At 70.5% G+C, this 17,376-nt stretch carries 14 protein-coding genes and 1 pseudogene; 6 read left to right on the plus strand and 9 right to left on the minus strand.

The window, feature by feature from the left end; all coding sequences use genetic code 11:
• Window positions 1-38: 38 nt before the first annotated feature.
• The 8 genes from WME96_RS29155 to WME96_RS29190 all read right to left on the minus strand — a co-directional run bounded on the left by WME96_RS29155 (window position 39) and on the right by WME96_RS29190 (window position 10,990).
• Window positions 39-1,019 carry a universal stress protein gene (locus WME96_RS29155; RefSeq protein ID WP_437284861.1) on the minus strand — a complete coding sequence of 327 codons (981 nt, stop codon included), beginning with the start codon at window positions 1,017-1,019 and terminating at the stop codon, window positions 39-41.
• A 2-nt stretch (window positions 1,020-1,021) separates the two neighbouring features.
• Window positions 1,022-1,708 carry a GTP cyclohydrolase II gene (gene ribA, locus WME96_RS29160; protein ID WP_437284862.1) on the minus strand — a complete coding sequence of 229 codons (687 nt, stop codon included), beginning with the start codon at window positions 1,706-1,708 and terminating at the stop codon, window positions 1,022-1,024.
• Between the two features lie 200 nt (window positions 1,709-1,908).
• Window positions 1,909-2,424: a sirohydrochlorin chelatase gene (locus tag WME96_RS29165; RefSeq protein ID WP_437284863.1), complete on the minus strand. Its 516-nt coding sequence runs from the start codon at window positions 2,422-2,424 to the stop codon at window positions 1,909-1,911.
• A 105-nt stretch (window positions 2,425-2,529) separates the two neighbouring features.
• Entirely contained in the window at window positions 2,530-4,332 is a 1,803-nt protein-coding gene (locus WME96_RS29170) for an acyl-CoA dehydrogenase (protein ID WP_437284864.1), read from the minus strand.
• A 193-nt stretch (window positions 4,333-4,525) separates the two neighbouring features.
• On the minus strand, window positions 4,526-5,413 hold the full coding sequence (locus WME96_RS29175; RefSeq protein ID WP_437284865.1) for an alpha/beta hydrolase family esterase: 888 nt from the start codon (window positions 5,411-5,413) through the stop codon (window positions 4,526-4,528).
• Between the two features lie 662 nt (window positions 5,414-6,075).
• The gene (locus tag WME96_RS29180) at window positions 6,076-6,345 is read right to left on the minus strand and encodes an IS66 family transposase (RefSeq protein ID WP_437284866.1); all 270 of its coding nucleotides are present in this window, start codon (window positions 6,343-6,345) and stop codon (window positions 6,076-6,078) included.
• A 44-nt stretch (window positions 6,346-6,389) separates the two neighbouring features.
• Window positions 6,390-9,680 (minus strand): efflux RND transporter permease subunit, encoded by a 3,291-nt coding sequence (locus WME96_RS29185; protein ID WP_437284867.1) that lies wholly within the window; start codon window positions 9,678-9,680, stop codon window positions 6,390-6,392.
• Window positions 9,677-10,990, minus strand: coding sequence for an efflux RND transporter periplasmic adaptor subunit (locus WME96_RS29190; protein WP_437284868.1), 1,314 nt, complete (start codon window positions 10,988-10,990; stop codon window positions 9,677-9,679). Before WME96_RS29190 ends, WME96_RS29185 begins: the two co-directional genes overlap by 4 nt.
• 141 nt (window positions 10,991-11,131) lie before the next feature.
• On the opposite strand from WME96_RS29190, the gene WME96_RS29195 reads away from it, so the two are divergent.
• Window positions 11,132-11,815 carry an HAD family hydrolase gene (locus tag WME96_RS29195; protein WP_437284869.1) on the plus strand — a complete coding sequence of 228 codons (684 nt, stop codon included), beginning with the start codon at window positions 11,132-11,134 and terminating at the stop codon, window positions 11,813-11,815.
• Window positions 11,816-11,994: 179 nt separating this feature from the next.
• The gene (locus WME96_RS29200) at window positions 11,995-12,645 is read left to right on the plus strand and encodes a glutathione S-transferase family protein (RefSeq protein ID WP_437284870.1); all 651 of its coding nucleotides are present in this window, start codon (window positions 11,995-11,997) and stop codon (window positions 12,643-12,645) included.
• Between the two features lie 33 nt (window positions 12,646-12,678).
• Here the strand turns inward: WME96_RS29200 and WME96_RS29205 are convergent, their stop codons facing one another.
• Window positions 12,679-13,383, minus strand: coding sequence for an NADPH-dependent F420 reductase (locus WME96_RS29205; RefSeq protein WP_437284871.1), 705 nt, complete (start codon window positions 13,381-13,383; stop codon window positions 12,679-12,681).
• A 441-nt stretch (window positions 13,384-13,824) separates the two neighbouring features.
• On the opposite strand from WME96_RS29205, the gene WME96_RS29210 reads away from it, so the two are divergent.
• From WME96_RS29210 to WME96_RS29225, 4 genes and pseudogenes are all read left to right on the plus strand, one after another.
• Window positions 13,825-14,403, plus strand: coding sequence for a superoxide dismutase (locus WME96_RS29210; RefSeq protein ID WP_437284872.1), 579 nt, complete (start codon window positions 13,825-13,827; stop codon window positions 14,401-14,403).
• 105 nt (window positions 14,404-14,508) lie between these two features.
• Complete coding sequence (locus WME96_RS29215) at window positions 14,509-15,405, plus strand: DoxX family protein (protein ID WP_437284873.1); 897 nt, start codon at window positions 14,509-14,511, stop codon at window positions 15,403-15,405.
• 113 nt (window positions 15,406-15,518) lie between these two features.
• A complete protein-coding gene (locus WME96_RS29220; protein WP_437284874.1) occupies window positions 15,519-16,034 on the plus strand; it encodes a putative immunity protein in 516 nt (171 codons plus the stop codon).
• A gap of 349 nt (window positions 16,035-16,383) precedes the next feature.
• Window positions 16,384-17,274 (plus strand): annotated as a pseudogene (locus WME96_RS29225) (PA4780 family RIO1-like protein kinase); the annotation flags it as partial.
• Window positions 17,275-17,376 lie beyond the last annotated feature (102 nt).

The following is a 17,376-nucleotide window of genomic DNA, read 5'->3' on the forward strand; positions in this document are numbered from 1 at the left end:
GACCAGACCACCGAGGAAGATGAGGGCAGGACGCAGGCTCACTCGGGCTCCTCGGCGCGTGGCCGAGCAGGCACGACCAGCACGTCGCAGGCGACCTGACGCAGCACGTCTCCAGCGACCGTCCCGAGGAAGACGTGAGCGACCCCGGAATAGCCGTGGGTGCCGAGCACCAGGAGGTCGCTCTCTGCCTTCTTGACGGCCTTCTCGATCACGCGCCGCGCGGAGCCGCACCGGACATGCGTCTTCCAGGGCGGCGCGTCTGCTGGACGCACCTTGGCCTGCGCCAGCGAGGCAGCGAGCAGCTTCGCGATCTGCTGTGTCGCTGTTCGCTCGAGCTCGCTGCGCCACTCCTCTGCGTCCTCCTCCGAGAGGCTGGGATAGGCGACGCCGCGATAGGGCGTGTCGAATGCGTGGATCACCGTGGCACGCGGCCGCGGGGTCGGGATCAACCGGAGCATCAGAGCGAGCGCATCCGTGGATCCTTGCTCGAGGTCGAGGGCGACCGCGGGCCGGCTGTACACCGCGCGAGGAGCCAGCCGAACCGCGAGGACCGGGAGCTGCCCGCGGCGGATGACGCGCTCCGCGGTCGAGCCGAGAAAGGTGTCCCGGAGCGCGCGGCCGCCGCCGCGACCCATGACGATGAGCTCGGCCCCCGTCGAGGTCGCGCAGCCTGCGATCTCCGCGGCCGAGCTGCCGATCTTCACCACCGGCTCGACGTCGACGCCCCTGGGCAGAGCTTTCGCGAGGTGCCGCGCTTCGTCCGCGAGCGCTCTTCTGGCATCCCGCTCGGCGCGGTCCTGGGCCCTGACGGGGAGGTTGCCGGGGACGACGTGAAGCAGCGTGACGCGAGCTCCGTCGGCCAGGGGCAGGAGCGCGACTCGGCCGAGGACGCGGTCCGAGATGGCCGTCAGATCGACGGGGACGAGCAACGAACGGAACCGCTCGGCCCCGCCCGTCTCGGCCCCGCCCGTCTCGGGCTGCCCGTCGCCTGCCTCCGGCTCCTTCAGACTCTCGGTCATCGCTACTCGGCGTCGCCGGCCGCGGCGCTCTCGGCGGCCGCGCCGTCGCGCAGCGACGGGATGGCGTGGCCCATCCGGAGGCGCTTCGCCTCGAGGTAGGGCGCGGAGAACGGGTTGGCCGGGACGATGGCCGGGGAGCGCGAGGAGATCCGCACGCCGAGCGCGCGGAGCGCCTCCACCTTGTCCGGGTTGTTCGTGAGCAGCCGGATCGACTCGATGCCGAGGTGGTCGACCATCGCCGCGGCGGGCTCGTAGCCACGGGCGTCGTCGGGCAGGCCGAGGATGCGGTTGGCGTCGACCGTGTCGTGGCCGAACGCCTGGAGCTGGTACGCGCGGATCTTGTTGGCGAGCCCGATGCCGCGCCCCTCCTGCCGCAGGTAGAGGACGACGCCGAGCCCGCGGCGGCCGATCTCGGCCTGGGCCGACTCGAGCTGCTCGCGGCAGTCGCACTTCAGCGAGCCGAACACCTCGCTCGTGAGGCACTCCGAGTGCACGCGGAGGGTGACGTCCGACTTGCCGCGCACGTCGCCCATGATCAGGGCGACGTGGTCGGGCGAGAGCCCCTGGTCGGAGCTCGCGGTCCCACCCCAGTGGAACACCAACATCTGGAAGACGCCGTGCTTCGTCGGCACGGGTGCCTGGGCGCGAATATCGAGCTGAGGCCGGATCGCCGTCGTCGGGACGTACATCTCGCTCTCCTGGTGGAGGAATCCTGGGTCTCGTGTCAAGCAAGGAACGGCGCGTCGTGTCTGCCCGCTACCCTGCCCTTGTACGGCCACCCCTGAAGGCGGCGTCAATCAAGTAGCGTAAGCATCGGACAGGGACAAGGTAAGCTCTCCAAGTTGTTGCTCCGCGGACATAGCGGCAACATTTGCGCAGCCCCGGCGGCCTAGCCGAGGTCCCGCGCGAGCTGGGCGGCGAGCAGGCGCGCGACCGCCGAGAGGTCGAAGGGCCAGGCGTAGCGGAGGGCGACGGACGGGTGCTCGGCGCGGAGCCGCGCGATCGCCTCCGGGATCTCCACCTCGGAGTGGACGCCGCCGGGGGTCATCATCGACGGGATCACGGCGATCTCGTCCGCGCCCCGCGCGGCCGCGGTCGCGACGGCCTCGGCCAGCGTCGGGGCGCAGAACTCGTTGTAGGCGACGAGGAGCTCGGCGCCGTCGAGCAGCGGCGCGAGCTCCGCGGCGAGCCGCTCGATGCCGGCGCGGTACGGGTCGTTCTCCGGCGTGCGCGGCCAGGCGCGGACCTTCGCCTCGACCTCGCGCTCCTCCGGGCTCGGCGGCCCGCCCCCGGACGCCGCGCGCCGGCCCTCCAGCGCCTTGAGGCGCGTGACGAGCTCGCGCGGGCAGTCCGCCGCCGGCGCCCCGTGCCCCACCAGGATGACGGCCTTCTTCGTGCGACCCATGCGACAGCTCCTCTCTTCTAACGGCGCACGGCGCACGGCGCACGGCGCACGGCGCACGGCGCACGGCGCGCCCCGGCGCTTCGAGCCGCGCGCGGCGCGCGCGCCTCAGAACCACTCCGGCTTCATCCGCGCGTACGAGTCCTCGCCCGAGCGGCAGAGCGCCGCGAGCGCCTCGGCCCGGGGCAGCTCGGTCGAGAACCAGTACTGCGCCGCGCAGAGCTTGCCCTCGTAAAAGCCGGCGGGCGAGGCGCCCGCGGCCAGCCCTTCCCGCGCCGCCGCGGCCATCGCGAGCCACTGCCAGGCGACCACCACGGTGGAGGCGAGCTCCATGTAGTCCGCGCTGTGCCGCAGCATCCGCTCGACGTCGCCGCGCATCCCCGCCTCGGCGAGGTGCGCCGTCACCTCGCCGACCAGCGTCATCGCCACGCCGAGGCGCTCGCCCCACGCGGGATCGACCCCGGCGCGCTGCGCCCGGCCGATCGCCCGCTGGACCTCGCCGCCGAGCGCCACGAGCGCGGCGCCGCCCCCGGCCACGGCCTTGCGGCCGAGGAGGTCCAGGCCCTGGATCCCCGTCGTCCCCTCGTGGATCGAGTTGAGCTTCTGGTCCCGGAGCCACGCCTCCGGCAGGTACTCGCTCGAGTAGCCGTAGCCGCCGTGGACCTGGACCGCGAGGGCGTTCGACTCGAACCCCTTCTCGGCCGGGAACGTCTTGGCGATCGGCGTGAGCAGGTCGAGCAGCCGCTGCGCGCGCTCCCGCTCCTCCGCGTCGGCCGCGTGGTCCGCGAGGTCGGCGTACATCGCCGTCGTGGCGACCAGCGCGAGGCTGCCCTCCACGATCGCCTTCTGCCGGAGCAGCATGCGGCGCACGTCGGCGTGCTCGATGATCGGCACCTGCGGCGCCTGCGGGTCCTTCGCGCCGAGCCGCCGGCCCTGCGGTCGGGCGAGCGCGTAGCCGAGCGCCTCGTGGTAGGCCGCCGAGGCGGTGGCCGTGGCGTTGACGCCCACCATGATGCGCGCCTCGTTCATCATCTGGAACATGTAGGCGATGCCCTGGTGGGGGCTGCCCACGAGGTACCCGTGGCAGTCCCCCCGCTCGCCGAAGCTCATCGCCAGGCTCGGGATCCCGCGCCAGCCGATCTTGTGGATCATGCCGGCGACCTCCACGTCGTTCGGGACGAGCTCTCCGCGCTCGGGCCGCCGCTTCGGCACGGCGAACAGGCTCACCCCCTTGATCCCCTGCGGCGCGCCCTCGATGCGGGCGAGCGTGAGGTGGACGATGTTCTCGGTGAGGTCGTGGTCCCCGCCCGAGATGAAGATCTTCGACCCGCGGATGAGGTAGTGCCCCGCGTCGGTCTTCGCCGCGCGCGTCTGCACGTCGGCCAGGCTCGAGCCCGCCTGGGGCTCGGTGAGCGCCATCGTCCCGGTCCACTCGCCGGCGTACATCCGGGTCATGAACGTGGCCTTCAGGGCGTCGTCGCCGAACGCCTCGATGAGGTGCGCCGCGCCCGTCGTCAGGCCGAGGTAGCCGCACGCGCTCAGGTTGGCCGCCATCAGGTACGCGCCGGCGAGCGTCGCGACCACGAGCGGGAGCTGCTGACCTCCCACCGCCGCCGGCCGCGTCGCCGTGAGCATCCCGAGCTCGACGAGCGGCCGGAAGACCTGCTTGAGCGCGGGGTGCACGGAGATCGCGCCTTCCTCGAAGCGGGGCGGCGACGCGTCCACCGGCCTGTACGTCGGGAACAGCACCTCGCGCGCGAGCCGCCGGCAGCTCTGGAGGTAGAGGTCGAACGTCTCGCGCGCGTGATCCGCGAAGCAGGGGAGCGCGCAGAGGCGCGGGGCGTCGAGCACCTCGTAGAGGAGGAAGTCGACGTCGCGGTCGTTGAGCAGCGGGTTCTGCGGAGCGGTCATGGTGCCTGTCCTCGGCCTCGGCCTCGGCCTCGGCCTCGGCCTCGGCCTCGGCCTCGGCGCAAGGTAGGCGCGCACGACGCGGGATGTCGAGGGCCTGTCGCGGCCATGGGTCCGGCGAGCGCTCGCGGACGCGAGGCGCCTCGAGCGCGGCGCTACGGGCGGGCGAGGGTCCCGTCCGCGGCGAGGACGTCGGTCAGAACTGCTTGAAGAATTTCCACGACTCGATGGGAATCCAGTTCGGATTGCCGTCGATGTTCGTGTGCCCGCCGCCGAAGGTGCACACCCGCGTCGGATGTTCCGGATCGCAATCCTTGAAATCGTAGCAGCTGTACGCGCCGTTTGAAGTCGGGATGTTGTCCGGAATCGTGCAGCCGTTGTCTTCGGCCTTTTCGAGGGCGATGAACTTGGCCCCTCTCTTTTGACCTTCGTTGTTCACCCACGGGCAAGTCCCGTCGCTCATGCCCGTCGTGTGCATCCAGGCAATGGGTTTACGCGTCTTCTCAGGCAACCAGATGTTGTAGTTGGCCGGGGCGATGCCCACGGCCGCACGGATCTCCGCCTGATGGTTCGTCGACAGCGAATAGGTGATCATCCCTCCGAAGCTGAAGCCGGTCGCGAACACGCGGGTCGTGTCGTAGCAGACATTTTCATTCATGAACGCCATGATGTCGTCGAACAGCGCGTGGTCCTTCTCTTGCCACGTTGCGCCGTCCGAGGAGGGGGCCACGAAGATGGCTTGCTCTCCGTCGGCCTCCATCTGCGGTTTGAGAAAGTAGAAGTCTTGCCCCTCGACGTCTTGCCAGCGGCTGCCGATCCAATGTGAGGTGTAGAACAGCCGGTAGGGCTTGTTCATGTCGTAGTTCTTGGGCATATCGACGTAGTACACGCGATTCTGGCCCGAGCTCGAGATCGTATACTCCTTGGTCGTCAGCGTGGTTGCCTTGCCGCACCCTGCGCTCGGCACAGGCGCGTTCCCCATGGGAATGGCGCCTTCGGGCCAGCCGCCCATGCCATTGCCGCCGCTGCCAGTCGGCTCGACCCCGCCACTCCCGCTGCTGTTGTCACCGCCGGTCCCAGCCACGGTGGTGCTGCTAGAGGTCGTAACGCCGCTGCCGCTCGCGCTGCTACTCGCGCTACTGACGGAACTGGTCGCCGTCGCTCCGCCCCCTCCGCCCCCTCCGTCGTTGTTCGAGTCGGACTCGGCGGGGGCGCACGAAATCGCGACCCAACTCGCAAGGGTGGCACAAAGGGCGAGTCGACTGAACGTTTGATCTTGCATCACAGGTCTCCTACGTACCGGAATCAGGTGAAAAGGAAACAAAACGATTCGATCGCGTCAACGGCGACTCGCACACTCACCTCCCGGTCGCTTCGCCAGCATCGCCGGATTCTCGACGAAATCATCTCCGGTGGACAGCAACCAGGATTTCACGACAGCCGTCGAACCAGCGAGGGTTGTAGCGTCCTCTATCGGATCGCTCCTGGCAAAACGCCGATCACCATCGATCGGCGATCGCTTCCGCGACGGCCGAGCGAACAGGATCGGTGTAAAAATCGACCGAATGGCTCAGATTGACGAGGAGCCCGGTACTCGGGAAGACCCGAGCAAACCGAAACAAAAGGATGGCCCTCGACTGGAATGTGAACGCTCACATTACGGGTGTCAATTCCAATCGACCGGCCCACGGGGTTCTTCGAGGCCGAGGGAGGACATGGCTGGCAGGGCTCCTTCGGAGCGCCGCGTTAAGAGGGGTGGGCGCCGGATCGCGGCCATCGCCGGACTGCCCGACCACAATTGTACTGCCAGCGTGTCATGTTGCCGCGGCCGATGCGGAGACCGTGCCGGTCGGACTCCACGTCTTGTCGGTAGCAGGGCGTGTGGTCATCGAGCTCGTGGACGAACAGGTGGGCCAGGAGGCTCGGATCGGCAAGGTACCTGTCCATCGGGCGCTCCGGCAGCGAGGCGATCATCACCGGTCCGCCGCTGACCGCGGTGGGCCAGACGCTCTCCATGGGGCCGCCACGCCGGTAACGCCGCCGGTGGAGGGAGGGCGCCGCTATTGCTGCGGCGTGGCCGGGTGCGCCGTGCTGGCGGGCGCGCTTCGCCCTGCGCGCCGCGCCCGGAGCCGCGCGACGCGCCCCTGCACGTCGTCGGCGAGCACGTAGAACGCCGGCACGACGAGGAGGCTCAGCGCCGTGGAGACGAGCAGTCCTCCGATGACCGCGGCGGCCATCGGGGCCCGGATCTCGGCGCCGGGGCCGAGCGCCAGCGCCGACGGGACCGCGGCCATCAACGTCGCGATCGAGGTCATCAGGATCGGGCGCAGCCGCACCGGGCCGGCGCGGAGCATCGCCGTGCGGGCGTCCATGACCTCCACTGCCCCCGCGCCGCGCCCCCCCTCGCCGGGCGCTCCCTCGTGGGCCGCGCCTTCGCGGCGCGCTTCCTCATGGGCCGCTCCGCCGCGCCTCGCTTCTTCGTCGGTCGTGCGTCCGCCTTCGCGGCGCACTTCGATGGCGTGATCCACCAGGATGATCGAGTTCTTCTTCACGATCCCCATGAGCAGGAGGATCCCGATCATGCTGAAGATGTTCAGCGTCTGCCCGGAGAAGAGCAGCGCGAAGGCGGCGCCGGCGATCGACAGCGGCAGGATCGTCAGCACCGTGACCGGGTGCAGGAACGAGTTGAACTGGGACGCCAGCACCATGTACGCGACAAGGATCCCGAGCACGAGCGCGAAGATGAGGCCGCCCATCGACTCGCGGAACGTCACGCTCGCGCCGCCCAGCACCAGGCGGTAGCCGGCCGGCAGGTCCCGCCCGAGCTCCTCGACGCGCGCGACCGCCTCGCCCTGCGAGTGCCCCGGCGCGATGTTGCCGAAGATCGAGATCGCGCGCTCGCGGTCGCGGCGCGTGATCGCCTGCAGCGCGGGGAGCTCCTCGTAGCTCACGACCGACGTCAGCGGGACCAGCGCCCCCGACGCGCTCCTCACCTGGATGCGCGCCAGGTCCTCGGGCCGGCTCCGCTGCTCGGCGAGCAGGCGCGCGCGCACGTCGATGCGGCGCCCGTCGTCGTTGTACTTGGCGATGCGACCGCCGCCGACCAGCGTGTTCAGCGTCGTCGCGATCGCCTCGACGCTCACGCCGAGGTCCGCCGCGCGCGCCCGGTCGGGCGTGATGCGCAGCTCGGGCATGCCGAGCTGGTAGTCCGTGTCGAGGTCCACGACGAGGCCGCTCTGCGCGAGCTCGCCCCGGATGCGCTCGCTGTGCTTCGTGAGCTCCCCCCAGTCCGGGCCGCGGATCGAGAACTCGACCGGGAACCCGCGCTGCGCCGTGAAGCCCGACTGGGACATGTCCTGGACCACCGCGCGCAGGCCGGCGTAGCCGTTCAGCTCCTTGCGCAGCGCGCCCTGGAGATCGGCCTGCGACATCGTCCGCTCGTCCGTCGGCTTCATCGTGACGAACAGGATGCCCGTGTTCACGGCGCCCCCGCCGAAGCCGCCGACCACCGCGAAGACCCGCGACACCGCCGGATGCTCGCCCACGAACCTCTCGGCGCGCTGGAAGAGCCGGTCCGTCTCCTCGATGTCCGAGCCGACCGCCGTCTGCAGCCGGACGAGCAGCCGCCCCTGGTCCTGCGACGGGACGAACTCGGTCGGGAGCCGCTGCATCGTGACGATCGCGCCGGCGAACAGGAGCGCGCCGAGCAGGACGACCACGACCGGGAACCGGAGCGCGCGGGCGAGCGTCCACCCGTAGCCGCGGGCGAGCTTCTCGAAGCCGCGGTCGACGAGCCGCCCGACGCGGCTGCGGCCCTCGCGCGAGACGTCGAGGATCTGCGCGCAGCGCGCGGGCGCGAGGGTGATCGCCTCCAGGTACGAGAGGAGCACGGCGATGCACAGGGTCACGCCGAACTGGAGAAAGAACCGCCCGACCACCCCCTCCATGAAGATGATCGGGATGAAGATCGCGACGACGGCGAGCGTCGCGGCGAGCGCCGCGAAGGTGATCTCGGCCGTGCCGTCGCGGGCGGCGCGGACGCGGTCCTTCCCCCCCTCGGCGTGCCGGTGGATGTTCTCGAGCACCATGATCGCGTCGTCGACGACGATGCCCACGGCGAGCGAGAGCCCGAGCAGCGTGAAGGTGTTCAGCGTGAACCCGAGGAAATAGATCGCCGCGACCGTGCCGAGCAGCGACATCGGGATCGCGAGCACGACGTTGATCGTGCTCGAGAGCGACCCGAGGAACATCCAGCAGACGAGGGCCGTGAGGGCGACGGCCATGCCGAGCTCGAGCTCGATCTCGTGGACCGACTCCTCGATGAACTTCGTCGAGTCGAAGTTCACCCCGACCTCCATCCCCTCGGGCAGCGTCTTCTGGACCTCCGCGAGCGCGGCCCGGACCCCCTGGGCGACCTCGACCGCGTTCGAGCCGCGCTGCTTCCTCACCCCGAGGCCCTGCGCGGGCTCGCCGTTCACGCGGGCGAGCCGGCGGACGTCCTCGAAGCCGTCCTCGATGAGCGCGACGTCCTCCAGGTACACGGTGGCGCGCGCCGACGACGGCGGACCTGTCGGCCCGGCGGTCGCCGCGCCCGGCTGGGCGGCGGGGTTGCCCTGGCGGATGACGATCCGCTTGAACGTCGCGAGGTCGAGCGCCTCCCCCATGACGCGCACGTTGACCTCGCGCCCCTCGGTCTCGAGCCGGCCGGCGGGGAGCTCGATGTGCTGGCGGCGCAGGGCGTCGGTGACGTCGGCGACGGTGAGCCCCTTGGCGGCGAGGCGGTCGGCGTCGATCCAGATGCGGACGTTGCGCTCGAGGTAGCCGCCCAGGGTCAGCTCGCCGACGCCGGGCACCGTCTGGAGCTTCTCCTTCAGCCGGTAGCGCGCGATGTCGGCGACGAGCTGCGGCGAGAACGGGCCGGAGAGCCCGACCCACATGATCGGCTGGTCCTCCGGGTTGCTCTTCGAGACGACGGGCGGGTCGAGGTCGAGCGGCAGGTTCCGCTGCGCCTGGGAGATCTTCGTCTGCACGTCCTGGAGCGCGACGTCGACGTCGCGCGACAGGTCGAGCTCGATGGTGACCGACGCGCTGCCCTGGCGCGACGTCGACGTGATCGACCGGATGCCCTCGACCTGGACGGCCGCCTCCTCGAGCGGCTCGACCACGTCGTGCTCCATGATCTCGGGGGCGGCGCCCTCCAGCGTCGCGGAGATGGTGATCGTGGGGAAGTCGACGTCGGGGAACTGGCTGATGCCGATCCGCGACACGGCCACGAGGCCGAAGACGATGGTCGCCGCCATCAGCATCCAGGCGAAGACCGGCTTCCTGAGGCACGCTTCGGTGAGGTTCATGGCGCGCTCCGCGTCGAGCTGGCGGGAGAGGTCGGCGGCGCCGAGCCTGCCGGCGCCGGCGGCTCGGCGCCGGCGGGTCCCGTCGGCGCCGAGCCGGTCGGCGGCGCGTCGGCGGGAGCTGCCGGCGCCGAGCCGGCCGGCGGCGCGCCGGCGCCTTCCCCGGCGTGCCCCGCGGGCTGGCCTCCGGGCATGCTCCCGGGCGGCGCGACGCGGACCTGCGCCCCCTCGCGCAGCGCCTCCGCGCCGCGCACCACGAGGCGCTCGCCCGCGGAGAGCCCCGACTTGACCTCGACGCGCCCGTCCGGCGTGCGCAGCCCCAGCGAGAGCACGCGCTCGCGCGCGGTGGTGCCGTCGACCACGTACGCGAGGAAACCGCGCTCGCTCGGCCGCACCGCGGTCTGCGGGATCACCGGCGCGTCGCCGCTCGCGCCGACGGGCACGGTCACCTCGGCGAAGGTGCCGGGGCGGAGCAGCTCCTTGCCCTCGCCCAGCACCTCGCCGGTCACGGCGACCATGCGCGTCGCGGGATCGGCCGCGTCGGCGACGTGCGTCAGCTTCGCGCCGTAGGTGCGCGCGTCGCCCTTCACCAGGAAGCGCGCCTCCATGCCGGGCCTGACGCGCGGGGCGTCGGCGGCGGGGATCTGGAAGCGGAGCAGGAGCGGATCGCGGCGGAGGAGCGTCGCGAGCACGGTGCCGACCGCCACGTGCTGGCCGGTCTGCACGGTGCGCGTCTGGATCTTCCCCTCGATGGGCGCGCGCACGTAGGCGTCGCGCAGGTTGAGGAGCGCCTGGTCGACGGCGACCTTCGCCTCGGCGACCTGCGCGGCGGTGGTCGCCGCCCTCGAGCGCCAGGACGCGACGTCTTCCTTGCTGAACACGCCCTCGGCCCCCTCGGCCTCGCGCCGCTCGAGCCCCGCGGCGGCCTCGGCCTGCGTGGCGGTCATGCGGTCGAGCGTCGCGCGCGCCGCGCGGACGGCGAGGTTGTACCGGGCCGGGTCGATCTCGACGAGCACCTGCCCCGCCTTGACCTCGTCGCCCTCCATGAACCGCACCGCCTCGACGACGCCGGCGACGCGCGCGGTGAGCTGCACCTGCTCGAACGCCTCGACCGTCCCGACGGCGGGGATGGCGTACTCGACGCGCTCGGCCGCGACGGGCATGACCTCGACGGGGAAGCTCATCCCCTGCTTCCCTGGCCTGCGCCCCTGGTCGGGCGAGGCCTCCTCGCCCTTCTTGCAGGCCGGAGATCCAAGGAAGAGGAGCCCCGCCACGAGGGCGAGCGCGGCGACGCGGATCGGTTGGAGCGCCATCGAGTTCGAGGCTTAGCGCAACTTCTGGACGAGCGCGCGTGCTTCGCGGGGCGGCCTGGCTGCGGAGTGTCCGGGTGCCGTGCGCCCGCGGGCCGAGCCTCCGCGCTCGCCCTTCACGGGCGCCGCATCTACCATGGGGACATGCACCCCACCGTCCTGCTCTGGGACATCGACGGCACCCTGCTCTCCACCGGCGGCGCTGGACGGCGCGCCATGGAACGCGCGTTCGCCCGGGCCGCCGGCCGGAGCGACGCGTGCGAGGGGTTCTCGTTCGCCGGCATGACCGACAGGGCCATCATCCGGGCGGGGCTCGAGGCGCTCGGGCGCGAGGTCACCGAGCCCGCGATCGACGCGCTGCTCGCGATCTACGTCGAGGTCCTCGCGGAGGAGATGTCGCTCGCGGGCGACACCCGCGTGCACCACGGCGTCCTCGAGGCGCTCGACGCCGCCGCCCGGCGAGCGGGGTGCGCCGTCGGCCTCGGCACGGGGAACGTCCGCGCGGGGGCGCAGGCGAAGCTCACGCGCGTCGGCATCTACGAGCGGTTCGCGTTCGGCGGCTTCGGCTGCGATCACGAGCGCCGCGACGAGCTCCTGCGCATCGGCGCGGCGCGCGGCGCGGCCACGCTCGAGGCGCCGCTCGAGGCGTGCCGCGTCGTCGTCATCGGCGACACGCCCAAGGACGTCGCGGCCGCCCGGGCGATCGGCGCCGAGTCGATCGCCGTGGCCACCGGCACCTACACCCTCGCGGAGCTCGAGGCCTGCGCCCCGACCCACAGCTTCCGCGATCTCCAGGCGAAGGGCGTGCTCGAGGCGCTGCTCGGCTAGAGCGACAGACGGTTGAGACCGCCTGAAGAGCGCAGAGCTTCGAATCGCCAGGACACCAGGGAAGCCAGGAAGAGAATCCTGCCTTGGCGTCCTGGCGATTCATCTCTCGCTTGATCAACGTGAGCGATGTCGTAGCTCCGCATGGGCGCACAGAGCGAGCTGGCAGGAGAGGACGAACCATGAGACTGTACTTCAGCCGAAACTTGAACCCCCGGGTCGCCGTTGCCGTGGCGCGCCACCTCGACGCACCCGTGGAGTGCGTCCACGCGGCGCCTCTCGACCCGTCACAGCGGGAGAAGTTTCGAGCGCTGAATCCGAACCTGCGCCTGCCCATCCTGGTCGAGGGGAACCAGTCGCTCTGGGAGACGGACGCGATCGCGTGCCGCCTCTCGCAGCTCATGGGCTCGGACTTCTGGCGCACCGGCGCCGCACAACCGGAGATGATCCGCTGGTTGAGCTGGGGCACGCACAACTTCATCGCCGCGTGCGACAAGGTCCACTTCGAGCGCGTGACGAAGCAGCGCTACGGGCTCGGTCCCATCCGCGACGACATCGTGGCAGAGGGGCTCTCGGGGTTCGCCGAAGCGGCGACGCTGCTCGATCAGGTCCTGAGCGGCAGGGACTGGCTCGTCGGGGACGCGGTCTCGTATGCGGACTTTCGCGTGGCGTCGGTGCTTCCGTTCGCGGATCTCGCCGGGCTGCCGCTGGCGGACTACCCGCATGTCGCGGCCTGGCACGCGCGCCTGTGGCAGCTCGACGCCTGGCGCGATCCGTTCGCGGGGCTCGACGCCCCGGAGCTCCCGGAGGTCCCGCCCCTCCAGGGCTCCTGAGGCGCCGCAGGGCCGCAGCGTCAGCCGATCCGATCAGCTCGGGCTCTGCGATGCGATGAGCGATCGCAGCCAGTCGTCCGAGGCCTTGCGGTACTCGGGGACGCGGCTCCGCTCGGCCGCGGCCAGCGCCTGCTTCAGCCGAGGCGCGTCGAGGTCGTGGATGTAGCCGGGGGTACCCGGCTGCTGGCGCCACGAGTCCTCGAGGCCGCCGGCGTCGACCGGATCGAAGCCGAGCTCGTCGACGAGGCGCATGACCTTCGCCCGCGCTTCCGGCGGATCCCCCGCGATCGGGAGCGCGACGCGCCCGGGCGTGCCCTTCGGCTTGCCCTTCGCGAGCAGGCTCTCGAAGTAGATGTTGTTGAACGCCTTGACCACCGGCCGCCCGATCTGCTCGGCGACCCACGCGCTCTCGACCTGCCCCGCCTCGATGGCCGGGATGCTGCCGTCGCGGACCGGGTAGTAGTTGTTGGTGTCGATCACGACCACGTCGGCGGGCACGCCGGCGAAGAGATCCTTCGGCAGGTCCACGACAGCGCGCTGGGGGATCGTGACGACCACGATCTCGCCGCCGCGCGCGGCCTCGGCGGCCGTGACGGGGGTGGCCCCGGTCTCGGCGGCGACCTCGCGGAGCGTGTCCGGCCCGCGCGAGTTCGCGATCACGACCTGGTGGCCGAGCTTCCCCAGCAGCTTCGCCAGCGACCCGCCGATCAAGCCGGCGCCGATGATTCCGATCCTCATTCGTCACTCCTTCGAGCCGCGCCGCCCACGATCGAGCGCGGAGGCCGGCGGTCCAGGTGCATCGTCCGACGCAGACGGGCGATCGCTCGCGCCGCTCACGCCGGGACGGGCTGTACCACGACGAGCCGCCCCCGGCCCGCGCAGGAGGGCGTTGCGCCGGCCCCGGTCGGCTGTGGTCGGTCAGCGGCGCCACGGAACCGCTGGCCGGGAGGCCGTCTCTCCAAATGGATGGAAACCTGCCAACTCGTTGGCAAGGCGCCACGCGCGCCGTCCGGGGTTGCTACGGTGCCGCCGGCCCCGGCGGCGTGGAGCGGCTGTTGGACCGCGAAGCGCGGACGTTCGATTCGTGGCTGGAGCGCCCCCCGAAGGCCTCCGCCGAGCTACTCACAACGGGCTGCGACGAGCGCGCGGCCGTCGACACGCAACACGAGGAACAGAACCATGACCTTCACTCTTCCCGAGCTCCCGTACGCCAAAGACGCACTGGCTCCCCACATCTCGGCCGAGACGCTCGATTTTCACCACGGCAAGCACCACAACGCCTACGTCACGAAGCTGAACGAGCTCGTCGCCGCGGACGCGGCGCTCGCGGGCAAGAGCCTCGAGGATCTCGTCCGCACGACGTCCGGCGCGGTCTTCAACCAGGCGGCTCAGGTGTGGAATCACACGTTCTACTGGCACAGCATGAAGCCGCAGGGCGGCGGTGAGCCTACCGCCGCGCTGCGCGCGGCGATCGAGGAGGCGTTCGGAAGCGTGTCGTCGTTCAAGGAGAAGTTCAGCGCCGCGGCCGTCGGCCAGTTCGGCTCGGGCTGGGCCTGGCTGGTGAAGAATAGCTCCAGCAAGCTGGAGATCGTGCAGACGGGCAACGCCGGATGCCCGCTCACGGAGGGCAAGACGCCGCTGCTCACGTGCGACGTGTGGGAGCACGCGTATTACATCGATTACCGCAACGCCCGGGCGAAGTACGTCGAGGCATGGTGGAAGCTGGTGAACTGGGACCACGCCGCCTCGAAGCTGTGACCCTTCAGGCCCCGAAGGCGATGGCCAGCGCGCCCGCAACCAACGACGAGGATCATTCCAACCTGTTGGAGCTCGATCCAGAGCGCGAGCGCGCGGTCGTGTAGGGTGCTCTTCCCGCGCCTTCGACGGCGCGGCCAAGGCGCGCCGCCGACCGGCATCTTCCTCGACGAAGCAGATCGCGGCGATATGCTGCTGATTTGCTATCATCGGGGCCACATGACGACCCGCTCTCGGCAAATCCTCGGCTGGACGCCCACCGTCCTGCTGGCGCTCTTCATGATCTTCGCCTCCGGTCTGGCGAAATTCTTCATCCCGGATGGCACCCCCAACGCCGACTTCGTGAAGGCGATCGGCGTCTGGGATCATCGCTACCTGATCGGCGCGCTCGAGATCATCGCCGCCGTTCTCCTTCTTGTTCCCCGCACCGCCACGCTCGGCTTCGTGATGATGGTCGGCGTGCTCGGCGGCGCGACGGCCACCGGCCTCACGCATGACGTCGAAGGCAACTGGCCGTGGTTCCCGTTCGTCCTCATCCTCGTGATGACGATCGGCGCGTACTTCCGCACGCCGGAGCTTCTCACCCGCGCGCGGAGTCCGGAGTCCGTCCCGAACCCGGGCAAGGCCGGCAAGACCGTTTCGTGGATCTTGACCGTCCTCCTGTCCCTCGCCACCTTGGCGAGCGGCATCCTCCAGCTCATGCCCCCCTCGAACCAGGAAGGCGCGGCGTTCATCGAGCGGCTGGGCATCACGGACATCACCGTGCCGCTCGGCATCACGAAGATCTGCCTCGCGATCCTCTTCCTCATCCCGCGCTCTTCCGTGATCGCCCTCGTGCTCATGGTCGGCTACTTCTCCGGCGCTCTGGCCACGAACATGACCCGCGGCTTCACGCTTCCGGAATACCTGCCGCTGATCATCGTGCTCGTTTTGCTCGCGATCACCGGCTCGATCCGCAACCCCGAGCTCCGGCAGCGCCTGCTCGGACGCCCCGTGTCCACCTGACGATTTTTACCCACCCTGGCGCCTTCCGGGCGTGGGGCCCGCTGGCGGTGCGCGATGTCCCGGTGTTGCGCTGTCGATCGGGTATATCGATGGACAGCGCACGGAGGAGCACCATGATTCTTCCCAAGAAACGTGACCCACGGTTCATCACGATCCGCCGCGGAGGGCTCCTGGATGACGGCACCCATCACGCGTTGGCACTCTGGTCCGCTGACTGCGCACAGCACGTCCTGGGGTTCTTCGATGCGTACAGCCCAGAGGATGACCGGCCGCGTAGGGCTATCGCGCTGGTGCGGGCGTGGACCCGAGGTGAGGCCACGATGAGAGAGTGTCACAACGCGGCGTTCGCTTCCAACGCCGCAGGCCGCGAGGCGCCCCCCGCCGCCCGGATGGCCGCTCTCTCGGCGGGTCAGGCGGTGGCCGTGGCGCATGTGGCCGCCCATGAGCTAGGGGCTGCGGCGTACGCCATCAGGGCTGCCAGGGAAGCCGCACCATCGGGCCAGGGGGACGCGGCCGCGCGAGCCGAACGCCAGTGGCAGTGGGAACGACTGCCCGACGAGATACGAGACCTCGTCCTTGACGACCAGAAACTGCGAAACGCACTCTGCTGGAACGTGTTCGTCGACTGAGCCGACGCCGCTGCCGCGAGAGGACGTGACGTTCTCCCGGTTCGGTCTGCTCGAGTGCGTGCGGCGCGGCCCGATCCAGGTCGAGGTCGCGCCAGAGCGACTGGATCAGGGCGTCGACGCGCAGCTCGGCGCCCTCGTCCATCGCAGAGATGCCGGTGTCCTCGCGAGCAGCACCTCGGCACCAGCTCACCGCGGGGTGCGCGGACCGTCTAAGCCGTGGATGACGCACCGCGGCGACCAGAGCGCGACGCGGCCGCCGAAGCATCCGGTACGGTTGCAGCGCACCATCTTTTGCGGCAAGAGGAGGCCGGGAGATTTTTCCTCCCACGAAACGAAGACCCACGAGAACATGCAAATTCCGAGCAACCTCGCGTCGCTGGTCGACGAAGGGCTCATCGACGAGGTTGTGCGGCCGCTGATGAGCGGAAAGGAAGCGGTGGTCTTCCTCGTCCGGTCGGGCGGCGAGCTGCGCGTCGCGAAGGTCTACAAAGAAGCGCATAACCGCAGCTTCAAGAACCGAGCGGCGTACACCGAGGGCCGCAGGGTGCGCAACAGCCGCGACCAGCGCGCGATGGACAAACGCTCGCGCCACGGCCGGGCCCAGGACGAAGCCGCCTGGCGCTCGACCGAGGTCGACATGATCTACCGCCTGCGCCACGCAGGCGTCCGCGTGCCGACGCCGTACCACGCGATCGACGGCGTCCTCCTGATGGAGATGGTCACCGATGCCGACGGCTACCCCGCGCCTCGCCTCGCCGAAACGAGCCTGGACCGAGATCAGGCCAGGTGGGTCTACCATCGCCTGATCGGCGAGGTCGTGCGGATGTTGTGCGCCGGCGTCGTGCACGGCGATCTGTCGGACTTCAACGTGCTCATGAGCGCCGACGGGCCGGTGATCATCGACTTCCCCCAATCGGTGGACGCCGCGAGGAACCAGAACGCCAGGAAGCTCTTGCTCCGTGACGTCGACAATCTCCATCGCTTCCTCACGCGCTTCGTGCCCGAGCAGCGGCGAGCCGCCTATGGCGAGGAGATGTGGGAGCTCTACGCCAACAGCGCGCTCACGCCTGAGACCCGATTGACCGGTCGCCATTGGGTCTCCGAGCGAAGGGTGGATACCCGCGCTGTGCTCGACCTCATCGGCGACGCGAACCACGACGAGCGCAAGCGCCGCGAGCGCCAGGGCATCAGCATGCGGGGAGCGCCGAAGGCCGCCCAATCGCCCGCGCCCGAGGCGCCCACGACCGAGGGGCGAACGGCCGATCCGCGGGACCGACCGCGGCAGGCGGAGAGGCCGGCTGCGCATGCCGGGAACGGGGGCGGTCGAAGGCCGCAGCAACAC

The sequence above is a fragment of the Sorangium sp. So ce406 genome, from assembly GCF_051474675.1.
In the GTDB taxonomy this organism is placed as follows: domain Bacteria; phylum Myxococcota_A; class Polyangia; order Polyangiales; family Polyangiaceae; genus Sorangium; species Sorangium cellulosum_G.